General features: G+C 72.0%; 19 protein-coding genes. 8 read left to right on the top strand and 11 right to left on the bottom strand.

Translation table 11 applies throughout. The annotated features are described in order from the left end of the window. Positions 1-215: 215 nt before the first annotated feature. On the bottom strand, positions 216-602 hold the full coding sequence (locus tag STRCI_RS35965; RefSeq protein WP_269663167.1) for a DUF4913 domain-containing protein: 387 nt from the start codon (positions 600-602) through the stop codon (positions 216-218). 143 nt (positions 603-745) lie between these two features. On the opposite strand from STRCI_RS35965, the gene STRCI_RS35960 reads away from it, so the two are divergent. Further along, positions 746-2,347: a hypothetical protein gene (locus STRCI_RS35960; protein ID WP_269663166.1), complete on the top strand. Its 1,602-nt coding sequence runs from the start codon at positions 746-748 to the stop codon at positions 2,345-2,347. A gap of 65 nt (positions 2,348-2,412) precedes the next feature. Here the strand turns inward: STRCI_RS35960 and STRCI_RS35955 are convergent, their stop codons facing one another. Then, a complete protein-coding gene (locus STRCI_RS35955) occupies positions 2,413-3,855 on the bottom strand; it encodes a hypothetical protein (protein ID WP_269663165.1) in 1,443 nt (480 codons plus the stop codon). A gap of 165 nt (positions 3,856-4,020) precedes the next feature. Here STRCI_RS35955 and STRCI_RS35950 point away from each other — a divergent pair, with 165 nt between their 5' ends. Together STRCI_RS35950 and STRCI_RS35945 are read left to right on the top strand one after the other, a co-directional pair. Beyond that, positions 4,021-4,458 carry a DUF4913 domain-containing protein gene (locus STRCI_RS35950; protein ID WP_269663164.1) on the top strand — a complete coding sequence of 146 codons (438 nt, stop codon included), beginning with the start codon at positions 4,021-4,023 and terminating at the stop codon, positions 4,456-4,458. Between the two features lie 83 nt (positions 4,459-4,541). Next, positions 4,542-5,372 (top strand): hypothetical protein, encoded by an 831-nt coding sequence (locus STRCI_RS35945; protein WP_269663163.1) that lies wholly within the window; start codon positions 4,542-4,544, stop codon positions 5,370-5,372. An 84-nt stretch (positions 5,373-5,456) separates the two neighbouring features. Here the strand turns inward: STRCI_RS35945 and STRCI_RS35940 are convergent, their stop codons facing one another. Next, entirely contained in the window at positions 5,457-8,372 is a 2,916-nt protein-coding gene (locus STRCI_RS35940; protein ID WP_269663162.1) for an AfsR/SARP family transcriptional regulator, read from the bottom strand. A gap of 193 nt (positions 8,373-8,565) precedes the next feature. On the opposite strand from STRCI_RS35940, the gene STRCI_RS35935 reads away from it, so the two are divergent. Next, positions 8,566-9,924, top strand: a complete 1,359-nt coding sequence (locus tag STRCI_RS35935) for a hydrogenase expression protein HypA (RefSeq protein WP_269663161.1) — start codon at positions 8,566-8,568, stop codon at positions 9,922-9,924. A 5-nt stretch (positions 9,925-9,929) separates the two neighbouring features. Here the strand turns inward: STRCI_RS35935 and STRCI_RS35930 are convergent, their stop codons facing one another. Beyond that, positions 9,930-11,072: a PucR family transcriptional regulator gene (locus tag STRCI_RS35930; RefSeq protein ID WP_269664733.1), complete on the bottom strand. Its 1,143-nt coding sequence runs from the start codon at positions 11,070-11,072 to the stop codon at positions 9,930-9,932. 164 nt (positions 11,073-11,236) lie between these two features. Here STRCI_RS35930 and STRCI_RS35925 point away from each other — a divergent pair, with 164 nt between their 5' ends. Next, positions 11,237-12,724 carry a long-chain-fatty-acid--CoA ligase gene (locus STRCI_RS35925; RefSeq protein WP_269663160.1) on the top strand — a complete coding sequence of 496 codons (1,488 nt, stop codon included), beginning with the start codon at positions 11,237-11,239 and terminating at the stop codon, positions 12,722-12,724. A gap of 91 nt (positions 12,725-12,815) precedes the next feature. On the opposite strand, the gene STRCI_RS35920 is transcribed toward STRCI_RS35925, so the two are convergent. Next, positions 12,816-13,232: a MarR family winged helix-turn-helix transcriptional regulator gene (locus STRCI_RS35920; protein ID WP_269663159.1), complete on the bottom strand. Its 417-nt coding sequence runs from the start codon at positions 13,230-13,232 to the stop codon at positions 12,816-12,818. 91 nt (positions 13,233-13,323) lie between these two features. Between STRCI_RS35920 and STRCI_RS35915 the strand changes: the two genes are divergently transcribed. Beyond that, positions 13,324-14,949: an MFS transporter gene (locus STRCI_RS35915; protein ID WP_418953404.1), complete on the top strand. Its 1,626-nt coding sequence runs from the start codon at positions 13,324-13,326 to the stop codon at positions 14,947-14,949. A gap of 4 nt (positions 14,950-14,953) precedes the next feature. Here the strand turns inward: STRCI_RS35915 and STRCI_RS35910 are convergent, their stop codons facing one another. After that, complete coding sequence (locus tag STRCI_RS35910; protein WP_269663157.1) at positions 14,954-16,666, bottom strand: sigma-70 family RNA polymerase sigma factor; 1,713 nt, start codon at positions 16,664-16,666, stop codon at positions 14,954-14,956. Between the two features lie 130 nt (positions 16,667-16,796). Between STRCI_RS35910 and STRCI_RS35905 the strand changes: the two genes are divergently transcribed. Further along, positions 16,797-17,249 (top strand): hypothetical protein, encoded by a 453-nt coding sequence (locus STRCI_RS35905; RefSeq protein ID WP_269663156.1) that lies wholly within the window; start codon positions 16,797-16,799, stop codon positions 17,247-17,249. Positions 17,250-17,423: 174 nt separating this feature from the next. Here STRCI_RS35905 and STRCI_RS35900 read toward each other — a convergent pair whose 3' ends face one another. Both STRCI_RS35900 and STRCI_RS35895 read right to left on the bottom strand, forming a co-directional pair. Next, on the bottom strand, positions 17,424-18,059 hold the full coding sequence (locus tag STRCI_RS35900) for a response regulator (protein ID WP_269663155.1): 636 nt from the start codon (positions 18,057-18,059) through the stop codon (positions 17,424-17,426). Further along, positions 18,047-19,213, bottom strand: coding sequence for a sensor histidine kinase (locus STRCI_RS35895; protein ID WP_269663154.1), 1,167 nt, complete (start codon positions 19,211-19,213; stop codon positions 18,047-18,049). Before STRCI_RS35895 ends, STRCI_RS35900 begins: the two co-directional genes overlap by 13 nt. Before the next feature lie 137 nt (positions 19,214-19,350). Here STRCI_RS35895 and STRCI_RS35890 point away from each other — a divergent pair, with 137 nt between their 5' ends. Further along, entirely contained in the window at positions 19,351-19,923 is a 573-nt protein-coding gene (locus tag STRCI_RS35890; RefSeq protein WP_269663153.1) for an RICIN domain-containing protein, read from the top strand. On the opposite strand, the gene STRCI_RS35885 is transcribed toward STRCI_RS35890, so the two are convergent. The 3 genes from STRCI_RS35885 to STRCI_RS35875 all read right to left on the bottom strand — a co-directional run bounded on the left by STRCI_RS35885 (position 19,902) and on the right by STRCI_RS35875 (position 22,613). After that, positions 19,902-20,387, bottom strand: coding sequence for a hypothetical protein (locus STRCI_RS35885; protein ID WP_269663152.1), 486 nt, complete (start codon positions 20,385-20,387; stop codon positions 19,902-19,904). The two genes, STRCI_RS35890 and STRCI_RS35885, sit on opposite strands and share 22 nt — an antisense overlap. 119 nt (positions 20,388-20,506) lie before the next feature. Beyond that, entirely contained in the window at positions 20,507-21,571 is a 1,065-nt protein-coding gene (locus STRCI_RS35880) for a TRAP transporter substrate-binding protein (protein ID WP_269663151.1), read from the bottom strand. Positions 21,572-21,599: 28 nt separating this feature from the next. Continuing rightward, on the bottom strand, positions 21,600-22,613 hold the full coding sequence (locus STRCI_RS35875) for a BMP family ABC transporter substrate-binding protein (RefSeq protein ID WP_269663150.1): 1,014 nt from the start codon (positions 22,611-22,613) through the stop codon (positions 21,600-21,602). Positions 22,614-22,725: the final 112 nt, after the last annotated feature.

Genomic DNA, 22,725 nt, shown 5'->3' with positions numbered 1-22,725 from the left:
GGGTCCTGCCGTACGGTCGCGCCGTCCGGGTCGGTCACCGGCCGGCGCCGGGCCAGCAGCCCGCGCGGAGGGAGCGGAACGGATTGACGGAGCGGAACGGACTGCTGGGGTTCGGACATGTGCTGACCTCCGGTACCTGTCCACTGCGGGGCATCGGCCCGGTCGGCTGCCGGCGCCGGTTCGACAGGCACAACGGGCGTCGTGCGAAGGGTGGTTCAGTCCTCCGGATCCTCCGGCCGCGGTCCGAACGGGTCCATGGCGTCGACGGGAGGGGTCTCCTTCGCGCGGTGGGCGCCGGGCTTGCAGCCGGCGAACGGGCCGGCCGGGTCCCGCAGGCTCAGCATGGCCGGGCCCAGACAGTCCCGGTGCCAGGAGGCGGGGCCACTGCCCGGGGAGTCGGAGTCGGTCAGCTCCTCCCAGGCGAGCCACAGAGCGTGCAACTGGGCCACCGCCTCCGGATGCTCCCACCAGCGAGAACACCACGGGGCCGTGGAGGTGACCTCCCGGCCGTAGACCGGCAGCAGCACATGGTGGACCCACAGGGTCAGCTTGCGCAGCGTCCGCCCGTACTCCGGACCTTCCTGGTACAGGATGAACCTCATGGGTGCCCTCTCCTCGGCGCGCGGCGGCTCTCGGCAGCACAACGCCCCTTGCGTGGTGCGGGGTTCACGCTGATCCCTCGTTGAACCGCCCTTGGATCGCGGGCCGTTGGGTCTCACGACACCGTCGAAGGGGAGGCCTCACGATGGCGGGCTTCAACCAGGAGCAGTTCGACCGCGACAGAGACTCGGTCAACCGGCGGCTGCGCCGCTACAACCTGCACAAGGACCGTGACTTCATGGCCGCGTTCAACGCCTACGCCGACCGGCTTCAGGTCGAGGGCCAATGGATCGCCGGCGGACACACGCCCAACGAGAACTGGGTGGGCCAGGAGCAGGTCGACAACCTGATAGGGCAGTTCGACGCCAGGAACGCCTTTCATGTCCCGGCCGGCTGGTGGCACGACCATCGCAACGACCGGGGGTTCGACCAGGCGCGGGCGGCCATGGCCGACCAGGCCCGCACGCACGGCTATCTGTGGTCCAAGACCGAACCGGGGCCCGCGGCGAAGAGGGCGGCCGAGGAGGGGGGACTGATCCTGGAGACGTCGGTCCCGGGCAAGCTGTTCGACGGGAAGAACTTCGGGTTCGAGAAGTGGTCGGACTCGCCCACGATGGGCAAGCTCTGGGAGAACTTCTCCACCCACTACGTGGACGGCCTGGACGGACCGGTCAAGGCCGTGGTGCTGGACGGGATCGTCGACAACAGTGTGCTGACCCGGCTGGAGTGGCCGCACCTGCGGGAGCGGATCGAGGCCGGGGAGATACCCAGCCTGCGGGTCAACGTGATGAACATCGTCGGTGACCGCAGCGACTCGCGCAGCTGGACGCTCCGGACCGTGGCGGGTTTCGACGTGCACTCGCAGCAGTCCTTCGACGAGCTCCCACGCGCCGGGGGCACGGAGTTCTGGACCACTCAGGGCCGGTGGCACGACCGGCAGCGGGCCGAGGCCGGCAGCTCCTCGGACAGCGCTTCGAGCGGCTCCTCGGGCGAGTACACGCTGGACAACTTCCACCAGGTCTTCGACCAGCCCAACACCGTTGTCGTCCTGTCGGACCCCGACTCGGGGCCGCCCCGGATCACGGCCAGCCCGGAACAGCTGTCCAGGGTGGTGACCAACCAGCTCTCCAGGACGGCCTCCGGCGAAGCCCTGGCAGGGCAGGACGGGCAGGCCACGCCCGAGAGCGCCCGGTCGCGGTCGGGTGCGGATCGGCTGGCGCTCGCGACGCTGGACTACAAGCTGGACCTGTTGCAGGCGGAGCAGGAGCGAAGGGGCAGCGACTCCAACTCGCCGGAGCGCTCCGAGTCCGCCGAGCAGTCCCGGTACGACCTCTCCCAGATGGCCTCGGACCTGCCGGGGACGGCTCCCCTGACGTCCCCGGGCGGCTACGTCCCGTCGCAGATCGCGGTGAGCACGGTCCGGCAGGCTCTGGCGGACCAGGCGGCGGCCGGCGGCTACCCTGCCCCTCCGGTCAGCGGCACCCGCTCGTTCAACCCGGGTGGGAGCGACGCCGAGCGGACCCCGAGCACGGCGTCCTCGGAGTACTCGGGGCCCGAACTGACGCGGGTCGAGCGGATCCCCAGTGATCCGCCCGCCGAGCCGACACGCAGCCGGCCCGGTCCCTCCTCGCGCGGGGACGAGCGCGAGCGCGACCCCGGGGGCGGGAGCAAGAAGCACAAGGAGCCGCCCGCCTGGTTGAAGTACATGGCAGGGGCGGGGTCGTCCGGGCAGAAGAAGAAGAGGTGACGTCGCGGCAGTCGGGCCGTCGCCCCGCCTCCGGCTGACGCGAGGCGGGGCGACGGCCGGACCCGCTACTTCGACGGTCCGGTCGCCGACCGCGTCATCTGGGGCTTCGCCGGAGGGCTCGCGGCGGAGTCGGTGAGGCCCGGCCGCTCCGGGGACGGATTCCGGGGCATGCTCAACCCGGCCACCTGCTGGCGGAGTTCATCCATGTTCATGTTCAAGCTCCCGGTCGGACTCGGGGTGCGGCGCGGCGAATTGTCCGCCGACGTGGAGTAGTGCACCTCGTAAGGCAGGTGAGCGGGCTTGCTCAGCCCTCCCCCGCGCAGCTCGGCGGCCTCGCGGACCCCGTAGTTGCTGACCTGGACGAGGGTCACGTTGCGGTCCGCCGCGAGCCCCGTCACCTGGCCCGGGTCGGCCGCGGGCGTCGTCCGCCAGCTGTTCTGGTTGTCCTTGCCCAGGCTCAGCTGCGGCAGCACCCGCACGTGGCCGACCTGGTACGCCCGCATGGTGACGTCCTGCCAGGCTGCCGGGTCCACCTGGAGCATCGGCATGTCCTGCGCGCTCCCTCCGGGCGGCGTCGTGGGCGTGCCGTAGACGAGATGGACGCCGTCGGCGAGCGCGCTGACGGCCATCCGGCCGATGATGTCCGCGCGGCTCGGGTCCTGCGTGTTGTACTTGGCGCCCAGCAGGTTGTCGTCCGCGAGGTTGACGCGGTCGGGACGGAATCTCTGGCTGTCGTCGTTCGGGCGGAAGGTGACGTTGCCCTTGCGCACTTCGTCCTGGGACATCTGGCCGAGATAGCCGATGTACTGGTTCGCGGCCGCCTGCGCCACCTCCTGCCCCCGCGTACCTTCCCGCGTGTACATGGCGAAGACATCGAGGTGGGGCATCATCTGAGGGTCGATCTCCGCCGCGCCATGGTGCGGCGTCATCGCCATGAAGCTCGCGTTCAGCACGTGCCGCATATTGGCGTCCTGGCCGTGCGACAGGTCGACGACCTTCAGCTCGGCGGTGGAGAAGTCGAACGGCGCCACCGCGTCCTGGCTGAACCGGGGGTCCGCCTTTACCGCGTCCCACTCGACGTCCGTCATGCGGTGGTGGGACAGGTCGAGGCTCAGCCCGGTCTCGGTGCCCCGCAGGGCGAAGGTGGCCAGGTCCTTGGCGGCGATGTAACCCCGGTTGCTCATCTCCATGCTGAAGATGTCGTCGAGCGTCTGCTTGCCGTACTTCGGCGCGACGGCGGCGGCCAGCCGGTCCGTGTGATCACGGATGTGCAGTACGTCGACGCCGTACGGCTCCGCCTCGCTCCGATAGCCGTCGAGGAGCTGCTCCACGTGCCGGCGGCCGGTCTCGCCGGGAAGGCGCCGGGGCATCACCACCAGTTCCTTCGCCGAGTTCGGGAACCGCTGGCTCAGTGCCCGCAGTCCCGCCCTGGCGTTGTCGCTCATCTCCTCGCCGAACCAGATGAACTGCACCTTCTCCGGTTCGGTGACCGGGTTCCGTTCAGGCATGCGCGCGTTCCCTTCCGCCGGGCGGCCGGGCGCCACCGGCTCGCCCGCACAACGGCCCGCGCGGGCCCGCTGGTTCATCGCCGGTTCCTCGCCGGTGAACCAGCGGGCACGCCGGGGCCGTAGTAGCGGCGACGACGACCTCGACACGGAACCCGGAGTACCTACATGACCCTCGCGCCGGAGCAGACCGAACGGACCGGGCAGACCGGGCAGACCGGGCAGACCGGGCCGCAGCAGGACGACGGGCCCGCCTTCATCCTGTATCTGGAGGGATCCGAGTACGACGACGGGCTGCACCGGCTGACCCTGTGGGTACGCCACCTGCTGCTGCCGGTGTACGGCAGGGAGGTCGGCTCCACCGCCCCCTGGTGCTCCAGCTGGTGGAAGCATCCGGAGGCCGTGGCGCAGCTGTACGGGCTGTGGATGGCCTGGCAGGAGCTGACCGGCTCCGGTTCCGGCGCCACCGGGCCCGCGACCTGGCACCGCGACCATCTCGCCCATGTGATGGCCGCGCTGCGTGACCCGTCGGGCCCTTTCGTGGGCTGCAAGCCCGGCACTCACCGGGCCAAGGAGGCGCCGGGGATGGACCCTTATCCGGGCTGACGCTCCGGAGGTGTTGAACCGCTCGCCCACGTCCGCCCGTTGTCGCTCTTGTCAGCGCTGTCGACTCGCGGGAGAGGGGCATCGTGGCGGATGACGACTCGGCTTCCCGGACCAGGAACCGGTTGACCAAGGAGAGCCCCGAAGTCGCGCTGGCGCGGGACGTGGCCAGGGCCGATCTGGCCCTGCGGGACGGGCAGCGCGTCAACGCGGAGCACCCCGCGCAGGCTGAGCGCCACTGGGCGGAACTGGTCGGCGAACTGCGCCGGTTGTGGGAACGCTTCACCGGCCGTCAGCAGTCGACGGCGGCGCCGACGGCGGACGGCGCGGACACGTCGTACGCCCCGAACACGTCGTACGCCCCGACCGTGCCGTACGCCGCGACCACGCCGTACCCGGCGCCTCTCGGCCCCCGGCAGCCGTCCGCCTCCGAGACGGCAGCGCACCAGGAGAGGGCACGCCTGGAGAGCCGGATCGACCGGTTGCCGCCGGACTCGCGCAGGGCGTTCGAGGACGCGATGCTGCGTCTGGTCAGGAGCGACGACACCTTGCGGGCGGCCTTCGAGCGGTCCCCGCAGAGCATTCCGACGGTCGCGAAGTACGCCGTCGCGGCGCACTACCGGGAGTCCCTGCGGGACAGACCCCAGCCCGCGGCCGAGGCGGCCATGAACGCCGCCCGGGACCGGATCATGGCCGACGACGCCCGGCAGTTCGCGGCGCTGCGGGAGCGCTGGGAGCGCCCGGCACCCTCACCGGACCGGCCGCCCCTCGCGCCCCCGCTGCTCGGCCACGAGGGGCAGGTACTCCTCCGGGAACAAGTCGCCACAGCGAGGCGGCCGGCCCGCGGCACCGAGAACGGCGGCACAACCTCCCGGCCCGCCTCCCCCGTACCCAACGCGCAGCCCCGAACCCGCTGACCCACCGCGACCCGTGCCCCAGAGAGGCCCGTTCCTATGCGCACCCTGCACCGCATGCGCGGTCCTACGGCACTTCGGGCGTGCCTACCGCGACACGGACCCGGCCCGGTGGCCGTGTGGGGCGTCCGCCGGCCGGCCGAGTTTCTCGCGGACCTTCTCGGCGTCCGGGTGCTCGAACTCCGAGAGAATCTCCAGTGCCCGCCGCCAACTGGCGCGCGCTGCCTCCGGGCGGCCCGCGTCCAGCTGCACGTCACCGAGATTGCTCAGGGTGTGACCCTCCCCCCACCGGTTGCCGACCTTCCGATGCGTCCGAAGGGCCTGGTCGTAGTGGTCGGCGGCGGCGTCGAGGCGGTCCAGCCGGTGGTGGACCGTGCCGAGGATGTCGAGTGCGACGCCGGTGACCCAGTCGTTGTCGCTCGCGCGCAGGACGGTCAGCGCCTCCTCCAGGCAGTCGAGGGCCTCGTCGTGACGGCCGAGCCGCTGGTAGGCGTCGCCGAGATTGGTCAGGGCGATGCTCTGTCCCCAGGCGCTGTCGAGGGCCCGGTCCATGACCAGCCCTCGGCGGACGTACTCGACGGCCTTGTCGAGTCGGCCGGCCTGGAGGTAGGCGTCGCCCAGGTTTGCCACGGCCGACACTCTGGCCTCGATGTCCCCGATGTCCCGGGCGGCGGCCATGGCCTGGTGATAGTGGTCGATGGCCTCGTCGTACCGGCCGAAGCAGCGCAGCGCGGCCGCCGTGTCGGCGAGGGCCCGCGCCTCGCCCTGGCGGTCCGCGGCGGAGCGGGCGGCGGACAGACCCGTCCTGGAGGTGTCCAGCCACGCGTGCAGATGGCTGCGGAGGTAGAAGAAGCCCCACAGTACTGCCGGCAGTCGCCAGGCGATGCCCGGCTGCTGTCCGCCCTCTGCGGCCCGGCGCACCGCGCAGACCAGGTTGGTCAGTTCGGTCTCGCACCAGTTCAGGGCGGCGTCGTAGGACGTGAACTCCAGTGGCCGGCAGTGGTCCGGCAGCGGTTCGAGGGGTATCCGGCGGCGGTGCGGGGTGAGGTGCGGGTAGGCGGCGTCCGCGGTGTGCAGATACCAGGCGAGCAGCCGCTCGACGGCCCGCTCCCGCTCCTGCGGTGTCTCCTCGGCGTGGACGCGTTCGGCGGCGTAGACGCGCAGCAGGTCGTGCTGGGCGTAACGGCCGGGGAAGTGCTCGGTGAGCAGATGGGCGCGGGTGAGTTCGACGAGCAGGCCACCCGTCTCCCGCGGGGTGAGTCCCGCGAGGGCCGCCGCGGCGGGCGCGGAGATGTCGGGTCCGAAGTGCAGGCCCAGCAGCCGGAACAGGCGCGCGGCCGGGGCGGACAGTGCCTTGTACGACCAGGAGAAGACGGCCCGGAGGTTGGTGGTGATGTCGTCGCCCCCGGCGAAGGCGTCGAGGCTGCCGTGGCTGTCGGCCAGCTCCTCGGCGATGGCGCTGAGCGGGAAGGCGGCGTGCGCGGTGGCGTGGGCGGCGACGATCGCGAGCGCCAGCGGCAGCCGGGCGCACTGCCGGATGATCTCGTCCGCCGCCTGCGGCTCGGCCGCCGGCCGTCCGCTGCCGAGGCGGCGTACGAGGAGGTCGTGCGCGTCGGCGTGGGTCAGCTCGTCCAGGGTCAGCGGATGCGCCCCCTCACCGACGACCAGGCCGGTGAGCTGGTTGCGGCTGGTGACGATGACCAGGCAGCCGGGGGAACCGGGCAGCAGTGGACGGACCTGGCCGGCGTCGCGGGCGTTGTCGAGGAGGACCAGCACCCGGCGCTCGGCGAGCACGCTGCGGTACAGCGCCGCCTGGGCGTCCAGCGCGGCGGGGACGCGCACCGGCGGGACGCCGAGCGAGTCGAGGAAGATCCGGATGGCTGTCTCCGGCGCCACGACCGAACCGGTCGGATCGAAGCCGCGCAGGTTGATGTAGAGCTGTCCGTCGGGGAAGCGGTCGGCGATCTCGTGCGCCCAGTGCACGGCCAGGGTGGTCTTGCCGATGCCGCCCATGCCGCCGATCGCACTGATCACGACCGCGGCCGGCGGGCCGGAATGGTCGGGCAACAGGGCTCGGACACGGTCGAGTTCGGCCTTTCGGCCGACGAACGCGGGCAGATCGGCGGGCAGTTGCGCCGGGCGGGCCGGGTGCGTGGGGACGGGGCTTTCGTGGACCGGGAGTTCTGGCTCCGCGGGCGGGTCCGGCCGCGCGGGCGGGGCCAGGTCGAGGGAGGTGTCGGCGCTGAGGATGCGCTCGTGCAGGTCCTTCAAGGGGGCGCCCGGGTCGATGCCCAGCTCGGCCGCCAGGGTGGTGCGTGTCCTGTGGTAGGCCTCCAGCGCCTCGGCCTGTCGGCCGGACCGGTACAGCGCCAGCATGAGCAGTCGGCACAGCCGCTCCCGCAGGGGGTGGGTGCCGGTCAGGGAGATCAGTTCGGCGATCACCTCGCCGTGCCGTCCGAGGTCGATGTCGGCGTCCAGCCGGGCCTCCAGTACCGTCATCCGCTCCTCGGCCAGCCGGTTCCGCTCGGACTCGGCCAGCGGGCCGGGGACACCGGCGAGTGCCGCTCCCTGCCAGCCGTCGAGCGCGGTGTGCAGCAACTGCGCGGCGTCGGACACCAGCCCGGCGGCCCGTAACTTCTTCGCCTCCGTGACGCGGCGCTCGAACACGGCCAGATCCAGGGCGCCTTCGGGGATCCGGGCCAGGTATCCGTCCCCGACCGAGACGACCACGCGGTCGGACTCGGGCCCGTCCCGCCCGGGTTCCAGCACCTTGCGCAGCCGCGACACATACGTGCGTACGACGGACACGGCGGCCGCGGGCAGGTCCTCGCCCCACACGGTGTCGAGAAGCTCGTCGAGCGTGACCGGGCGGCCCCGGCGCAGCAGCAACGCCACCAGTACCGCCCGCTGTTGCGGCGAGCCCAGGTCCAGTTCCCGTTCGCCACGCCATGCCCGGACCGGCCCCAGCACGGCGAAGCGCACGGAACCCTCGTAGACATTCATGCCCGGACTCTACTGACCGGTGAGTTCAGAAAGTTTCCGTTGCTGGAACGCCATATGCCGTATCCCTCACACCCGTTGGTGGCGCCCCGGTGAGTTGAACCGGATCCGCCGTGCCGTCCGTTGCGGTACGAGGGCCCGCCGAGGCGGGCCCGGCACAGGCCGTAGGGCCGGAGAACATCGGGAGGGAACGGGCATGGACCGGGGCGAAGAGACGGGCGCGCATTTCGAGGTGGTCATCTCCGGTGACGGCTCCGCCGTCATCGAGGGCGAACCCGTGCCGGTGGCGGAGGGAATGACCCTCGACGCCGCGATCCTCGACACCCTGCACGGGCACGCACGCGACCGCAACGCCGCCGTAACGGCGGACATCGCCGATCCGTCGGTGGGCTATGTGGCCTACGTCGAGGTGGCACCGGACGGTTCGAGCAGGCTGCTGGAGGAGCGCCGGGAGCAGCCTGAAGCGGATGATGACACCGACGGGTTCACGGCTGCCGAAGACACCGACGACGCCGACGAGTTCGACGCCACCGCGGAGGAACCGCCCCGGCCCGCAGGCCCTCCGCTCACGCCTCGCCCCGAGCCGAACCCCGCCTCGGCCCCCCACCGGGATCCCACTCCGGATCCCGCCCCGGCCCCCGCGCCGCGCCCGCGCATCGGCCGCCGGAACGGCCCGCGTCAGTCGGACGACGAGTTCCAGGCGCCCGGTCTGCTGCACCGGCCGCTGGTCGTCGGGCCGGTGGCGCTCGGCGTGGCCACCCTCATCATCGTGCCGCTGGTGATGCTGGGCGGCGGCGGATCGGGCGGCGGGGACGACACCCGGGCAGCCGGCGCCGACGACGTGGCGGGCCCGAGCCCTTCGGCCGAGACCGGAAACCCGGCGCCGACCGTGTCCGTGTCCGTGTCCCCCAGCCTGAGCTCGTCGCCCGGCGCCTCCGCCACCAAGCCGAAGCCCAAGCCCAAGAGCACGCGGAAGGGAGGGTCGGCCGACAAGGACACCGGCGGCAAGGTCACCGTCACCGTGACCGCCGAGCCCCCGCGCACCACCGTGACCGCGAAGCCCCCGCAGGACACTGCCGCCACGGCAGTGAACCGCCTCGCCAGGAGCGACCCGTCCGGTCGGCACATCTGCTACCGCGTCCATCTCTCCGGATCGGGGTGGCAGAAGCCCGTGTGCGACGGCACGCTGGCCGGTACGACGGGACAGAACAAGCCGATCAAGGCCATCAACATCGCGGTGACGGGCACCGGAGGCTCGGCCGCCAACGCCTTCCGCCACGACCCCGAGTCGACCGACGGCCAGGGCAAGTGGGTGGAGGAGTGGACCGCCATCACCGCCGACGGCAGGAACAACTACATCGGCAGCACGAAGCAGGGCGCCCCGTACATGACCGGCTTCGCCATCAACATCGGCAGCGGCCGGATCTGCCAGACCGCCAAGGTCCGCGGCTACGACTGGGGCGGCCAGGACTGCGCCGACCAGCGCCCCGACTTCGTGTTCGGCGGCACGCTGGAGAACACGCGCTGGCTCGAAGCCGTCAAGTTCACGGTCTGAGCCCTTCAGGAGGGGCGGGCGGCCAGCAGGGCGGCCCCGATGTCCGCCACCGCCCGCGGATCGGACAGCGAGCGCCCCGTCAGCTCCTCGACGCGGCGCAGCCGGTAGCGGACGGTGTTGGGGTGGACGAAGAGGCTCCGCGCCGCGTCGCCGGCCGAGCCCGCGGCGGTGTACCAGTGCTCCAGGGTCTCCAGGAGCCGGGCGCGCTCGGCGGCCGGGAGGTCGAGCACGGGCCGGAGAACCACCTCGACGAGGTGCGCCGCCTCGGCCGGGGCGGCGGCGACCACCATGGCCAGCGGGTCGTCGTCGAACCGAGCGACACCGGGTCCGGTGCCCCGGAGCCCGGCGAGCGCCAGTCGGGCGAAGCGCAGCGCCCGGGGGGTGTCGCGCAGCGAGTCGAAGCACGGGCTGACGCCGACGCGGGCGCCCGCCTGGCGCAGGATGCGCAGGCAGGTGTTCTCCGCGGTCGCGGTGGGCAGGGCGGCCAGACCGATCTGCTGGTCGGGCAGCAGCCGCCAGGCGAAGGGGATCTGGGCCTGGCGCAGGGCCGCTTCCGTGCCCGCCAGCGGTTCCTCGCCGGGGGCGTCGGCGGCCGCCGCGGTCACCACGTAGGGCCCGCGGTCGGGCAGTCCCAGTTCGCGGGCGGCCTCCCAGAGCGTGCGGTCGGCGATGACGCCGGTGAACAGCGCCTCGACCAGGGCCGAGCGGCGGGCCTGGCGCCGCGAGGTCAGTTCGGCGGTGGTCTCCCGGTAGGCCGCCGCGACCGCCTCCGCGTAGCGGCCGAACAGGGCCCAGATCTCCGCGGACTGGGACACCAGCTGGGCGTCGGTGACTTCGGGATGCGTGCGGGCCTCGGCGAGGATGTCCGTCCACAGGAGCTCGAAGCCGATCCGGTACGCGTGCAGGGTGTCCGCCAGCGGCACGCCCTGCTCGGCGCGCAGGCGGCCGGTGTCCCGGGCGGGGCCGGGGGCCTGCGCGTCCTCGTGACCGAGCTGGTTCAGGAGCAGGTCGGCGTTGGCGGTGCAGGAGCGGCGCAGCGAGTCGAAGGGGATCAGCGACTCGTCCTTGTAGGCGTCGACGTCGGAGCGAATGCGTTGCGCCATCCGCTCGCCCAGTTGCGGCAGCCGTGCGTGAAGCGCCGAGAACACCCCTGAGAGGTTCATTTCCGCAGCGTAACCCAGCTGTTTTGTTCCCGGGAACAATCCCTGGGAGCAGACGCTGTCGGGCCGCACATAGGTCGTCGCCAGGGACATCTGCACGATGTCGGCAGCGTGAACAGCGGATTTCGACGGTGACGTTCGTGGAGGCGGTCATGGCCAATTTGGCTCAGTTCCTGGTGGAGACGGCGCGACGGCAGCCGGACCGGCCCGCACTGCGCCTGGGCGACCAGGTCACCAGCTACGCGGAGCTCGACGAGCGCAGTGCCCGCGCCGCCGCGATGCTGCGGGCCGAGGGCGTACGTCCGGGCGACCGCGTCGCGCTGATGCTGCCCAACGTTCCCGAGTTCGTCGTCCTGTACTACGGCGTCCTGCGCGCCGGCGCGGTCGTCGTACCGATGAACCCGCTGCTGAAGTCCCGGGAGAGCGAGTACCACCTGCGTGACTCGGGCGCCCGGCTGCTCTTCGAGTGGCATCAGGCGCCGGGCGAGGGCGCGCAGGGCGCGACCGCCGCTTCCGTGCGGCACGTGGCCGTGGAGCCCGCCGCGTTCGCGGGCCTGCTGGCCGGTCATGAGCCGCTGGCGGAGGTGAGCGAGCCCGACGGCGAGGACGTGGCCGTGCTGCTGTACACCTCCGGCACCACCGGCCGCCCCAAGGGCGCCACGCTGACCCACTCCGGGCTGCGGCACAACACCGAGGTCAACACGGTCCATGTGCAGCAGATGACGGCGGACGACGTGGTCGTGGGCTGTCTGCCGCTGTTCCACATCTTCGGCCAGATCTGCACGATGAGCGTGACGGTCCGCGCGGGGGCCACGCTGATCCTGGTCCCCCGCTTCGACCCGCAGACCGTGCTGGACGCCATCGCCCGCGACCGGGCGACGATCTTCGAGGGCGTGCCGACCATGTACGCGGCGCTGCTCCAGCACCCGTCCGAGGCCGATGTGTCCACGCTGCGGATGTGCGTCTCCGGCGGAGCCTCGCTGCCGGTGGAGGTCCTGCACGGCTTCGAGCGGCGCTTCGGCTGTGTGGTGCTGGAAGGCTTCGGCATGTCCGAGACCAGTCCGGTGGTCACCTTCAACCACCCCGACCGGCCGCGCAAGCCCGGCTCCATCGGCACCCCGATCAAGGACGTGGAGGTACGGCTCCTCGACGACAAGGGCCAGGACGTGGCTCCCGGCGAGATCGGCGAACTGGCCGTCCGCGGGCCGAACGTGATGAAGGGGTACTGGAAGCGCCCGGAGGAGACCGCGGCCACCATCCCGGACGGCTGGCTGCGCAGCGGTGACCTCGCGCGGCGGGACGAGGACGGCTATCTGTACATCGTCGACCGCAAGAAGGACATGATCATCCGCGGCGGCTACAACGTCTACCCGCGCGAGATCGAGGAGGTCCTGCACGAGCACCCGGCGGTGGCACTGGCCGCGGTGGTGGGCGTGGCCGACGCGCACCTGGGCGAGGAGATCGCGGCCGCGGTGGTGCTGCGCCCGAAGGCTCAGGCCACGCCGGACGAGCTGAGGCAGTTCGTGAAGGACCGGGTGGCGGCGTACAAGTACCCGCGCGAGGTCTGGCTGGTGGACGCTCTGCCGACCGGCCCCAGCGGCAAGATCCTCAAGCGGGAGATCAGCGCGCCGACGACGTGAGTCTTCGTGGACGCGTACGAGCCCCGCCTTCTCACGGAAGGCGGGGCTCGCTTCTTTTGCCTGTGGGCCTCAGCTCTTTCGCCTGTGAGCCTCAGCGCGGGAAGACGACCGTCAACAGGCGGAAGAGTTCGGCGCGCTCGTCGTCGGACAGCTGGTCCAGGCCCGTCTGCGTGCGCTCCATCCGCTCACGGATGGTGTCGATCGCCTTCTCGCCCTCCTCGGTGAGGGCGACGTTCTTCACGCGGCGGTCGGTGGCGCTGACCTCGCGGTGGACCAGGTCGCGCTTTTCGAGCCGGTCGATGATCCCGGTCATGTTCGACGCGTCGCAGGAGAGGGTGACCGCCAGCGAGCGCATCGAGGCGGGCGCGCGACGCAGCACCGAGAGGGTCTTCGCCTGGCTGGAGGTGAGGCTCATGTCGGCGGCGGCGGCGGTGAAGTCGGCGTAGTGCGTGCTGACCGAATGCGCGAGCAACTCCATGAGCTGCGCCTTGGACGGGGTGGGGGACATGCGTCGAGGGTAGCGCGAAAGCTTGAGTACCTCAAACTTTGACATCCGCCAGGAGCTTATTGTTTGATGTCCTCAAGCATCGAATATCTCAATGGTTTGGCACCTCGACCTTCGATGCCGCCATCCTTCGTCCTTCGGGCACCCCTCCACCGGAAAGAAGACCGTGAAGTCCTCCCTTGCCACCGCGCCGGAGCGCCGCACCGGCAGCCTCAGTCTCGTCCTGGTGCTGGGACTCGCCGCCATGGTCGTGTCGATGATGCAGACCCTGGTCATCCCGATCCTCGGCATCATCCAGAACGACCTCGGCGCCACGACGGCCCAGGTCAGCTGGGTCACCACCGCCACGCTGCTGTCGGCAGCGGTCTTCACGCCGCTGCTGGGCCGTTTCGGCGACCAGCACGGCACGAAGCCGACCCTGCTCGCCGTACTGGTGGTGATGGTCGCCGGATCCGTGCTCGCCGCGACCACGAGTTCCATGCTGTGGCTCATCGTGGCCCGCGTGATGCAGGGCGCCGCCACCGCGATCTTCCCGCTCGCGCTGTCCGTGCTGCGCGCGGAGATCGAGCCCGCGCGACTGCCCGGCGCCATGGCTCTGGTCAGCGGAACCCTCGGGTTCGGCAGCGGCCTGGCCCTGGTGAGCGCCGGACTGCTCACCCAGGGCGGGAACCCCGACTACCACCAGGTCTTCTGGCTGGCCGCCGCGCTCGCCGTCGCCGCGCTCATCGCGGTCGCGGTGGCCGTCCCCGCGCCCCGCACCCGGACCGGCGGGCGCACCGACTGGCTCGGCGCCACCGGTCTCGCCCTGCTGCTCGTGCTGTTCCTGCTGCCCGTCTCCCAGGGTCACACCTGGGGCTGGACCTCGGCCCGCACGCTCGCCCTGTTCGCCGGTGCCGTCGTCACGACCGTCGTCTGGGTCCTCGTCGAACGCCGGGTCAGCGACCCCCTGGTCGACATGAAGATGTTCGTCCACCGGCCGGTGCTCTTCACCAACCTCGCCGGGCTGCTCGTCGGGTTCGCCATGTTCTCCCAGTTCATCGGCGTCTCCTACCTCGTCCAGACGCCCGAGGAGATCGCCGGTTACGGCTTCGGCGCCTCCGTCCTGCGCGCCTCCGTCGTCTACCTGCTGCCCTCCGCCCTCGTCTCGCTCGTCGCCGCCCAGTTCGGAGGCGTGCTGGTGCGCCGCGTCGGCGCGCGTCTCACGCTCGCCGTCGGCGGCGTCTTCGGTGTCGTCGGTTTCGCCTGGCTGACCTTCGCCCACGGCACCACCGCGTCGGTGATCCTGGCCGGCATGGTCGTCGGCATCGCCATCAGCTTCGGCTACGCCGCGATGCCCGCGCTGATCGTGGCGGGCGTCCCCCACCACCAGACCGGCATCGCCAACGGCATCAACTCGATCTCCCGCTCCACCGGCAGCGCGATCGGCAGCGCCGTCATCACCTCGCTGCTCGCCTCCAAGACGCTCGACAACCTGCCCGCCGGGGCTCCCGCACTCCCCGCCGAGAGCCAGTACACGCTGAGCTTCGCCCTCGCCGGGATGGCGTTCGCACTGGTCATCGGCGTGGCCATGGTCGGTCTGGCGATGCGCCGCAGGTCTTCCTCACCCAGCACGGACGCGCCCGCTCCGCAGGCCACGGCGTCGGCATCGGCATCGGCATCGGCATCGGCATCGGGCGACGAGGAATCCGAGCCGGCGCGCCCGGCCGCCGTCACCGCCTGACCCGCTAGAAGCCGAACACCTGGGTCCAGGTCCAGTCGTCGTCGACCACGCCGACGCCCATGGTGGTCAGGTCGCAGTTGAGGATGTTCTCCCGGTGACCCTGGGAGTTCATCCACGACTCCATCACGGCCTGCGGCGTGCTCTGCCCCTGAGCGATGTTCTCTGCCCCGGGTGACGGGTGCCCCTGGGCGGCGGCCCGGTCGGCGAAGGTGCGGCCGTCCTGGCTGGTGTGGTCGAAGTACTGGTTGGCCGACATGTCCTCGCTGTGCAGTTGGGCGGCACGGGCGAGTCGGGCGTCGAGCGTCACGGGCCGGCAACCGGCCTTCTCCCGCTCGGTGTTGACGAGGGCCAGGACCTGCGCGCCGGCCGAGGTGTCCGCGGGAGCCGCGGCGGGGGTCGTGGACGGGCGGGGCGCGGATGTCGTCGGCTCCGCCGCCGGCTTCGTACGCGACGGTGTCGGCTTGGGCTTCGGGGACTTGGCGCGGGGCTTGGCGGAGGACTCACCGGCCGACGGGGACGCGGACGCCGAGGAGGCGGGCGACTCGGAGGAGGAGTCCAGGGTCGGCGTCCCGGACGGTGTGTCGGCGGCGGACCGGACCGTGTCGCCCTCCCCGTCCGACTGCACGCTCAGGGTCGCGACGGTGCCACCCGTGATCAGTACGGCGACCGCGGCGGCCACGCCGGTGATGCGGCCGCGCTGGGTTATTCGCCCCGGTTTGCGGTGACCGTGCCGAGACCCACGAGGACGTGCGGCGCGCACGGGCGCGAGTACGGCCGTGGGGTCGCCCGTTCCGGCTCCCGTGCCGGACTCCGGGTGACCGAGTGCGTAGTCGTGCTCCGCCGCACCCATGGGATGCCCGTGGTCCGGCTGCCCCGGCACACCGAAGGCCACCGCCTCGGTCGCGGTATCGGCGCCCTGGAAGGCGGTCAGCCCGGCCATACCGGTCAGCGCGGCGGCCACGGGCACCAGGCCCAGGCCCACCAGCAGCCCCTCGGCCGGGAACAGGTCGGCCTGGTGGCCCGAGCACGCCACACAGTCCCGTGCGTGCCGGGCGATGCGCTTGCGCCACAGCGGCGACGGACGGCCGTCCCAGTTCCCGATCAGCTGGTCGAGGCCATCGCACAACGGCGTCGCGGACAGCGCCCGCACCACCAGGCGGGCGGTCTCCAGCTGGGCCTTCATCCGCTGCACCCGTACGGCCGTGTGCTGCGGCGACACCTCCAGCGCCGCGGACACCTCGGCCCGGCTCAGCTCGCCGACGGCCTCCAGCCACCACAGCGACAGCAGTACCCGGTCGTCGCCGTCCAGCCAGCGGGTGGCCTCCGCCACCTCACGCCGCTGGCCCTCCAGACCGAGCCGCACGATCGTCAGGTCCACGAAGTCCGCACCGGGGTCGGCCACGTCATAGGCGTCCTGGAGCTCCGAACCCGTCGGTGCCACCTGCTGCCGGAACTGGTACGTGCGGATCTGGTTCATCGCGATCGCCACCAGCCAGGACCGGAAGTTGCCCGGGTGATGCAGCGAACCGAGGCCACGCAGTGCGCGCAGCATGGTCTCCTGCACGACATCGTCGACGTCGGCGTGCCCGTTCAGGGCCCGGCCCACGATGTTGTACACGAGCGGCAGATACGCGCCGACCAGCTCGTCCTGCGCCCACAGGGCACCCCGCTGAGCCGCCTCGACCACGGCGTACTCGTGCTCTCCCCTTGCTGCCATGTCTGACCACATCCCCTTCCGGTTCCCGCATTCTTTCGCCGGTACAAGGGGAGACCTTCGGCCGGGGGTGCCATAACAGAAACTGGTCCCGGAGATGTTCCGGCGGAGGCGGCCAGTAGCCTCGGGCGCCATGGGGATACAGATCGACGTCGTGGTGAGTTACCCGATCAACGACGAGGTGGAGCGGGTGCTCGGCCTGGCCGAAGCGGTCGGCGAGCCGGTCACGGTCACCTTCGTGTGGGAGGGGGACCGGGACACGGAGTACGCGGTGCTGGTGCCCGCGGCCACGCTGGCGCTCTGGGAGCACTGGGCGCCCACGGCCTATGAGCACCCGGCCACGAGGGAGGAACCCGAACTGGCCCACCCGGAGACATTCGGGGCGTTCACGCTCTTCCGCCGTCGCGCGGGCGGGCGTACGGCGGTGGTCCGCGACGGCGTGGTGGTCGCCGAGCTGCTGCACCCCGAAGAGGCCCACTGGCTCGACGAGCGGGCCCGCAACGTCCGCCAAGGCTTCATGGACCCGAAGCAGAAGGCCGCCTTCGAGGAGTTCCTCGCCCGCCAGGCGTCCCTCGACGAGCAGTGACGCCCAGCTTCCCGCAAGAGCGACAGGTGGTCATGTACAGCTCGGTGTCGGCGGACGGCTTCATCGGGGACGAGTACGACCGGCCCGGCCTGATGTTCGAGGGGCTGACCAGCGGTGACGTCCCGTTGGACGAGAGCGTCCAGTACGGCGGGCGCGGCATGGCACCCCCGCCCGTCACCCCCGGTTCCAGCCGTCCTCCTGGACCCGGTGGGCGAGGTCGATCTTCGTGAAGGTGGGGCGGCCCATCTGCTGGTACTTCTCCTTGACGCGGTCCAGGTAGTACTTGGCCGTGTGCGGGCTGATGCCGGTGCGGCGGGCCGTGGCCTTGAGGGTGAGGCCGGAGGCGTAGGCGAGCAGGACCTCGGTCTCCTTGGGCGACAGACGCGGGCGGGCCGAACCGTCGTCGTGGGCCCAGGCGAAGGCCAGCTCGGGCGAGTGCGCCGTGCCGCCCCCGGCGACCTCCTCGACGGCGCGCACCAGGGTCGGGAGGTCGTGGTCCTTGGTCAGATAGCCGTCCGCGCCCGCGGCGACGGCACCGACGATCTGCCCTCGGTCCGCCACCGTGCTGATGACCAGCACCCGCGCGCCCGCCGCCCGCAGCCGCGCGATGTTGTCGGCCGGTGCGGACGCGTCCCGCAGCATCAGGTCGAGAAGGACGACGTCGAAGAGCGCCCCCGCGCCGAGCAGCCCGTCGACCGTGCCGGCCGTGGCGGTGAGGCGCAGGCCCGACGCGTCGCCCAGCCAGGCCCGCAGCCCGTCGAGCAGCATCCGGTCGTCGTCGACGACGGCCACGTCGATCACGCCGGCCACCGCAGCTCCACCCGCGTTCCCTCCCCCGGCGCGCTGTCCACGTCCGCTGCTCCGCCCGCTTCCCGCATCCGCCCCTGCACCGAACACCGCAGCCCGAAACCTTTCTCCACGGCCTCTGGGGCAAAGCCCACACCCCGGTCGACAACGGTCACCACGAGCGAGCGGCCCTCCCCCTCCGGCCGCCCCGTCACGGTGACGTACGCGTGCGACGCCCCGGAGTGGCGCAGCACGTTGTTCAGCGCCTCCGTCGTCGCGCCGACGATGGCGCAAGCGGCATGGTCCGGTATCTCCGGCACCGCGTGATACTGGGCGCTGACCCGCAGCCCGAGGCTCTCCGCCGACCGTACGGCGCCCTCCAGCGCCGCCGCCGTACCCGGCGGGAGATCACCGTTGAACTGGTGCTGGACGAGCCGCCGCAGATACGCGGCCTCCCTGGCGCACCGTTCCCGCACGGGCTCCGCCCCGGGTTCCGCCCGGCCGCTCGCGATCGCCGTCAGGGTGGCCAGCACGGTGTCGTGCAGCGCCCGGTGATGGGCCATCCGCTCGGTCAGCCGGGCGCGCCGCGCCTCGGCCGTGAGCGCCCGCGAGGTCGCCGCGTCCAGCAGCGAGCCCTGGCGGCGCAGGTACCACCAGAAGACGGCCGCGAGTACGGCGGAGGAGACGATCGAGTTGAGGCTGCCGGCCACCACCCCGGCCTCCGCGCCGGTGAGCCGGTAGCCGACCGCGTGCACCAGGCACAGCCCGGCCACGGTGCCCACCACCGCCGGCCACCGGGTGAACGCCACCGCCGCCACCGCGCTCGCGGAGCCGCCCAGCACCATGACCCACGCCACCTCGGCGGTCGTCGCGTCGCCCGCACCCGCGACGAGGGGCAGCGCGCCGCCCACCACGACCACGTCGGCCACCGCCGGTACGGTCCCGAACCAGCCGCGCGCCCGAGCCGTGCCGAACACCGCGGCACTGCTCGCCAGCGCCATCCCGAGAACCGCCCACGCCAGGGGCCGCTCCTGCTGGTGCTGGGTCACCGCGACCACCCCGGCGGCCAGATGACTGGCCCGGTACAGGCCCGTCGCAAGGATCATGAACGCCTGGGCCCGGTGGAGCCCCGATCCCAGACCGTCGCGCGCCTCCCCCTGCACGCCCTTCCCTCGCACACAACCCCCCTGAACGAGCGGTACAGCCCCGCACCCCTGCGCCGCTACGTTCGGGGCGGCACCGGTGGCGACGAGTCATCAGATCATCGCCGGGTGTCACGGTGCACGTCGGAAATCGGACAGAGAAGGAACGCATAGTGGCCCGAACCGCTCGCGCAGGACTCCTCGTCGCCGCCCTGGTGTCGTTGCTGGCCGTGCTCATGCCCGGCACCGCCAACGCCGCCGACCCGCCCATCCGTTACACGACCTCACTGCGCAACGCCGCGATCTACGAGATGCGCGCCTCGTACTCCTGGCAGTGCATGGACGTGCGCGGCGGGTCCACCAACCCGGGCGCGATCATCCAGCGCTACGACTGCAACGGCAAGCTGCACCAGCGCTTCTACTTCACGCAGTCCGGCACACCGGGGCTGTTCTTCATCGGCACCCTGGGCAGGTACTGCCTCGGCGCCAACCTCACGCCCGGCCCCGACTACTACAAGACGGTCGTGTCCAACCACTGCCAGGGACCGGGCCAGCACTTCCGCTGGGTCGACCGGGGCAACGACCACTGGGAGATCGTCGAGGCCCAGTCCGGCCTGTGCCTGCACGACACCGGCCGCCGCAACGCCCTGGAACTGCGCGCGTGCGGCAACATCACCGAGCCGTATCCGAGCCTGTGGACGCCGCGCTACCACAGGCAGTACGACTACGGCAGCATCTGGGGCTGACCACCGGGAGCAGCATCCGGGGCGGGCCGGAGCACTCTTCCGGCCCGCCCTTCCGTCAACTCCGGGAGGGCGGGCGGGCCGCCGGGCCGCGAAGGGCCGCGTTCGTCCGGGAAGAGGCGGTGCAGCGGCCGTACGAACAGGCAGGTCAGCCGCCAGGCGACGAGGAGCGCGCCGACCGGCACGGCCAGGCGCAGCAGTCCGGCGGCGAGGTCCGGCAGCGCGAGTGCGGCCAGCGCGAGGGTGCCGCCGACGCTGAGGAACCAGGCCACCGACGTCAGCAGGGACAGGGCGACCGCCACGGGGACGCCGCCCATCCCCCAGGGGCCCAGGTCCGCGTCCTCGTCGAAGGTGCCGACGGCGGTGAGCCGTACGGCGACCAGCAGCCAGAAGCACACGAGCATGACGACGGCGGCCGTCAGCACGATGGTGGGCAGACCGATGGTGGCCATCACAAGCGTCCGCATCCGCATGGTCCCGCCCCCCTTGTCGGTGCGAGCCATGCTGCACGGCCGGTCGCCGTCCGCGCATTGCCGGTTCCCGGCAGTGTTCGCGCGGGTCTGCATGCCGACGGCCCGCTGAGCGGTCATCGGTCTCCGCACGGCGCCGGCGGGTCCGCCGCGGGGAGGGATTTCTTGAGGGTGCGGATGCGCCGGATGAACTCCTTGGTCCGCGCGTCCCGTTCGAGGGAGGCGTAGACGGGTGCCACGGCCCGCTCCAGCGCGGCGAGTTGGGCCGGGCTCGCGTGCACGACCCGGCCGCCGGCGGCGCAGTGCGTCCTGGCGTCCCGATCGTCCGAAGGGGCGTTGGCGAGCGCCCAGTCCCGGGCGGCGGCGGCCGCCTGGCGCAGCGTGGAGCGCTGGCCGTCCGTGAGGCCCTGCCACACGGCCCGGTTGACGGCGATGACGTTCACCTTGGGGAAGTACGTCACGTTGCCCGTGGCGATCGTCGGGGTGTGCAGGTTGCCGCTCCAGGCGAAGGCCGACTCCGCGGCGTCGAGGATTCCGGCGTCCACGGCGTCACCGAAGGCGTCTGCCGGATAGTCGTCCGGGAACGCGCCCAGGGCCTCGAACAGGTCGTGGGTGACCTGGGAGCGCGGTACGCGGACGGCGGCCCCGCGGTAGTCGTCCGGGCCGCGCAGCGGTCGGTGGTAGGCGAACGGGTGGCGGAGCCCCTCGGGCAGCAGGGCGAGACCGACCACGCCCAGGCGCTCAAGACCGGACATCATGTCCTCGGCGAGCGGGTCCGTCACGACCCGCTCGACCAGCGCGTCCGAGGTCACGAGGAAGGGCGCCTGGAGGGCCCGCAGGCTGGTGACACCCTCCGTGTCCCAGCTGCGGGCCGGGATCACTCCCGCGTCGAGACGGCCCCGCACCACCCGCCGCAGCGCCTGCTGGTCCCAGTCGTCGCCGGGCGGGTCCTGCGCCTCCCAGACCGCCCGGATGCGCAGGGCGCCGTGCGAGCGGCGGTCCACCTGGCGGACGAACTCCTTGAGCTGCCCGCTGACGGGGGCGTCCGACTGCTCGGCGGTGCCGATCGTGAGCGTCACGGGCTCGACGCCACCTGCCTTGTCGGCGGTTCCTCCGGTGCTGCATCCCGCCGCCAGGGTCAGTCCGAGAACTGCCGCCGCCAGTCGTGTCGTTGCCCGCATCGGTACCGTTCCTTCCGCCTTCGTGCGGTCAGCGGGCCGGCACCCTGATCCGGCCTGCCACGATCTGTGCCTTGAGCGCTTCCAGCCGCGGCACGACGTCGTCGGCATGGCCACCCGAAGTCGTGTAGCCCACGCCGTTGTTGGCGAGGTCGAACGGGATCTCTCCGGGCCGGAAGTCGCCGCGGTGGGAGTCGACGATGGTCCGGCGGACCGCCAGGTCCAGTCGTTTGACCATCGAGGTGAGGATGACGTCCCGCACCTCGGGTGCCGCGGTGCGGTACTCGTCGACGTCAACCCCCACCGCCAGTCCGCCGGCTTCGCGGGCCGCGTCGAACACGCCCGGCCCGGAAAGGCCGGCGGCCTGATACACGACGTCGACGCCGGTGGTGTACATCTCGGTGGCGATGCGCCGGGCCCGCTCGGGATCGTCGAAGCCGCCGGGACCGTCGTCGATCCAGGCGTTGTCCACCGTCACGTCCGGCCGCACCGCCAGCGCGCCGGCGGTGTAGCCCGCGCGGAAGCCCTCCAGCTCGCGGGTGTGCATGCCGCCCAGGAAGCCGATGCGCCCGGTGCGGGACTTCAGGGCCGCGGCGGCGCCGACGAGGTAGGACCCCTCGGGTGTGGCGAAGACGAGGTTGGCGATGTTGGGGCCGGTGATCTCACGGGCGTCGGCGACGGCGAACCGGACGTCGGGGAAGTCGGCCGCGACCATGGCGAGCGAGCCCGCGTACTCCCCGCTCACCGCGACGACCAAGTCGCATCCCTCATCGGCGAGTTGCCGCAGCCGCTCCGCCTTGTGGTCCTCGGTGTCCTCGTCCCCCGGGGAGAGCTCGACGACCTGTCGTGGGCCCAGCCCCACGTCCGCGCGCGCCTTCTCGACGCCCGCCGCGGCCAGATCGTTCAGCCAGTTGTCGCCGCGGCCCGGCCATCCGTAGGCCACGCCGACCTCGCACCCGCCCGCGGCCCGGGCGCCGCTGTCGCAGGCCGCGCCGCCCGTGAGCAGCACGACCAGCGACAGCGCGACCCCCGTCCATCGGCGCACCGTTCGCACCTCCCCCTTGTCCCGACCGGTACGACGGGTGTGCCGCCGACAAGTACGACGCTACGAGCGGTCCGCCCCGCCGGCATCCGTGCTACCCCTGAACCCGGGGCGG

The organism is Streptomyces cinnabarinus (genome assembly GCF_027270315.1).
Taxonomy (GTDB): Bacteria; Actinomycetota; Actinomycetes; order Streptomycetales; family Streptomycetaceae; genus Streptomyces; species Streptomyces cinnabarinus.
The sequence above is the reverse complement of the archived record's forward strand: the minus strand, read 5'-3'. Positions and strand labels throughout refer to the sequence as shown.

Excerpts from the sequence above, each read along its gene's own strand:
- STRCI_RS35965 (WP_269663167.1), bottom strand. The coding sequence starts at position 602 with ATGAGGTTCATCCTGTACCAGGAAGGTCCGGAGTACGGGCGGACGCTG.
- STRCI_RS35950 (WP_269663164.1), top strand. The coding sequence starts at position 4,021 with ATGACCCTCGCGCCGGAGCAGACCGAACGGACCGGGCAGACCGGGCAG.
- STRCI_RS35960 (WP_269663166.1), top strand. The coding sequence starts at position 746 with ATGGCGGGCTTCAACCAGGAGCAGTTCGACCGCGACAGAGACTCGGTC.
- STRCI_RS35905 (WP_269663156.1), top strand. The coding sequence starts at position 16,797 with ATGGGGATACAGATCGACGTCGTGGTGAGTTACCCGATCAACGACGAG.
- STRCI_RS35885 (WP_269663152.1), bottom strand. The coding sequence starts at position 20,387 with ATGCGGACGCTTGTGATGGCCACCATCGGTCTGCCCACCATCGTGCTG.
- STRCI_RS35935 (WP_269663161.1), top strand. The coding sequence starts at position 8,566 with ATGGACCGGGGCGAAGAGACGGGCGCGCATTTCGAGGTGGTCATCTCC.
- STRCI_RS35925 (WP_269663160.1), top strand. The coding sequence starts at position 11,237 with ATGGCCAATTTGGCTCAGTTCCTGGTGGAGACGGCGCGACGGCAGCCG.
- STRCI_RS35910 (WP_269663157.1), bottom strand. The coding sequence starts at position 16,666 with ATGGCAGCAAGGGGAGAGCACGAGTACGCCGTGGTCGAGGCGGCTCAG.
- STRCI_RS35920 (WP_269663159.1), bottom strand. The coding sequence starts at position 13,232 with ATGTCCCCCACCCCGTCCAAGGCGCAGCTCATGGAGTTGCTCGCGCAT.
- STRCI_RS35955 (WP_269663165.1), bottom strand. The coding sequence starts at position 3,855 with ATGCCTGAACGGAACCCGGTCACCGAACCGGAGAAGGTGCAGTTCATC.
- STRCI_RS35940 (WP_269663162.1), bottom strand. The coding sequence starts at position 8,372 with ATGAATGTCTACGAGGGTTCCGTGCGCTTCGCCGTGCTGGGGCCGGTC.
- STRCI_RS35915 (WP_418953404.1), top strand. The coding sequence starts at position 13,324 with ATGGTTTGGCACCTCGACCTTCGATGCCGCCATCCTTCGTCCTTCGGG.
- STRCI_RS35880 (WP_269663151.1), bottom strand. The coding sequence starts at position 21,571 with ATGCGGGCAACGACACGACTGGCGGCGGCAGTTCTCGGACTGACCCTG.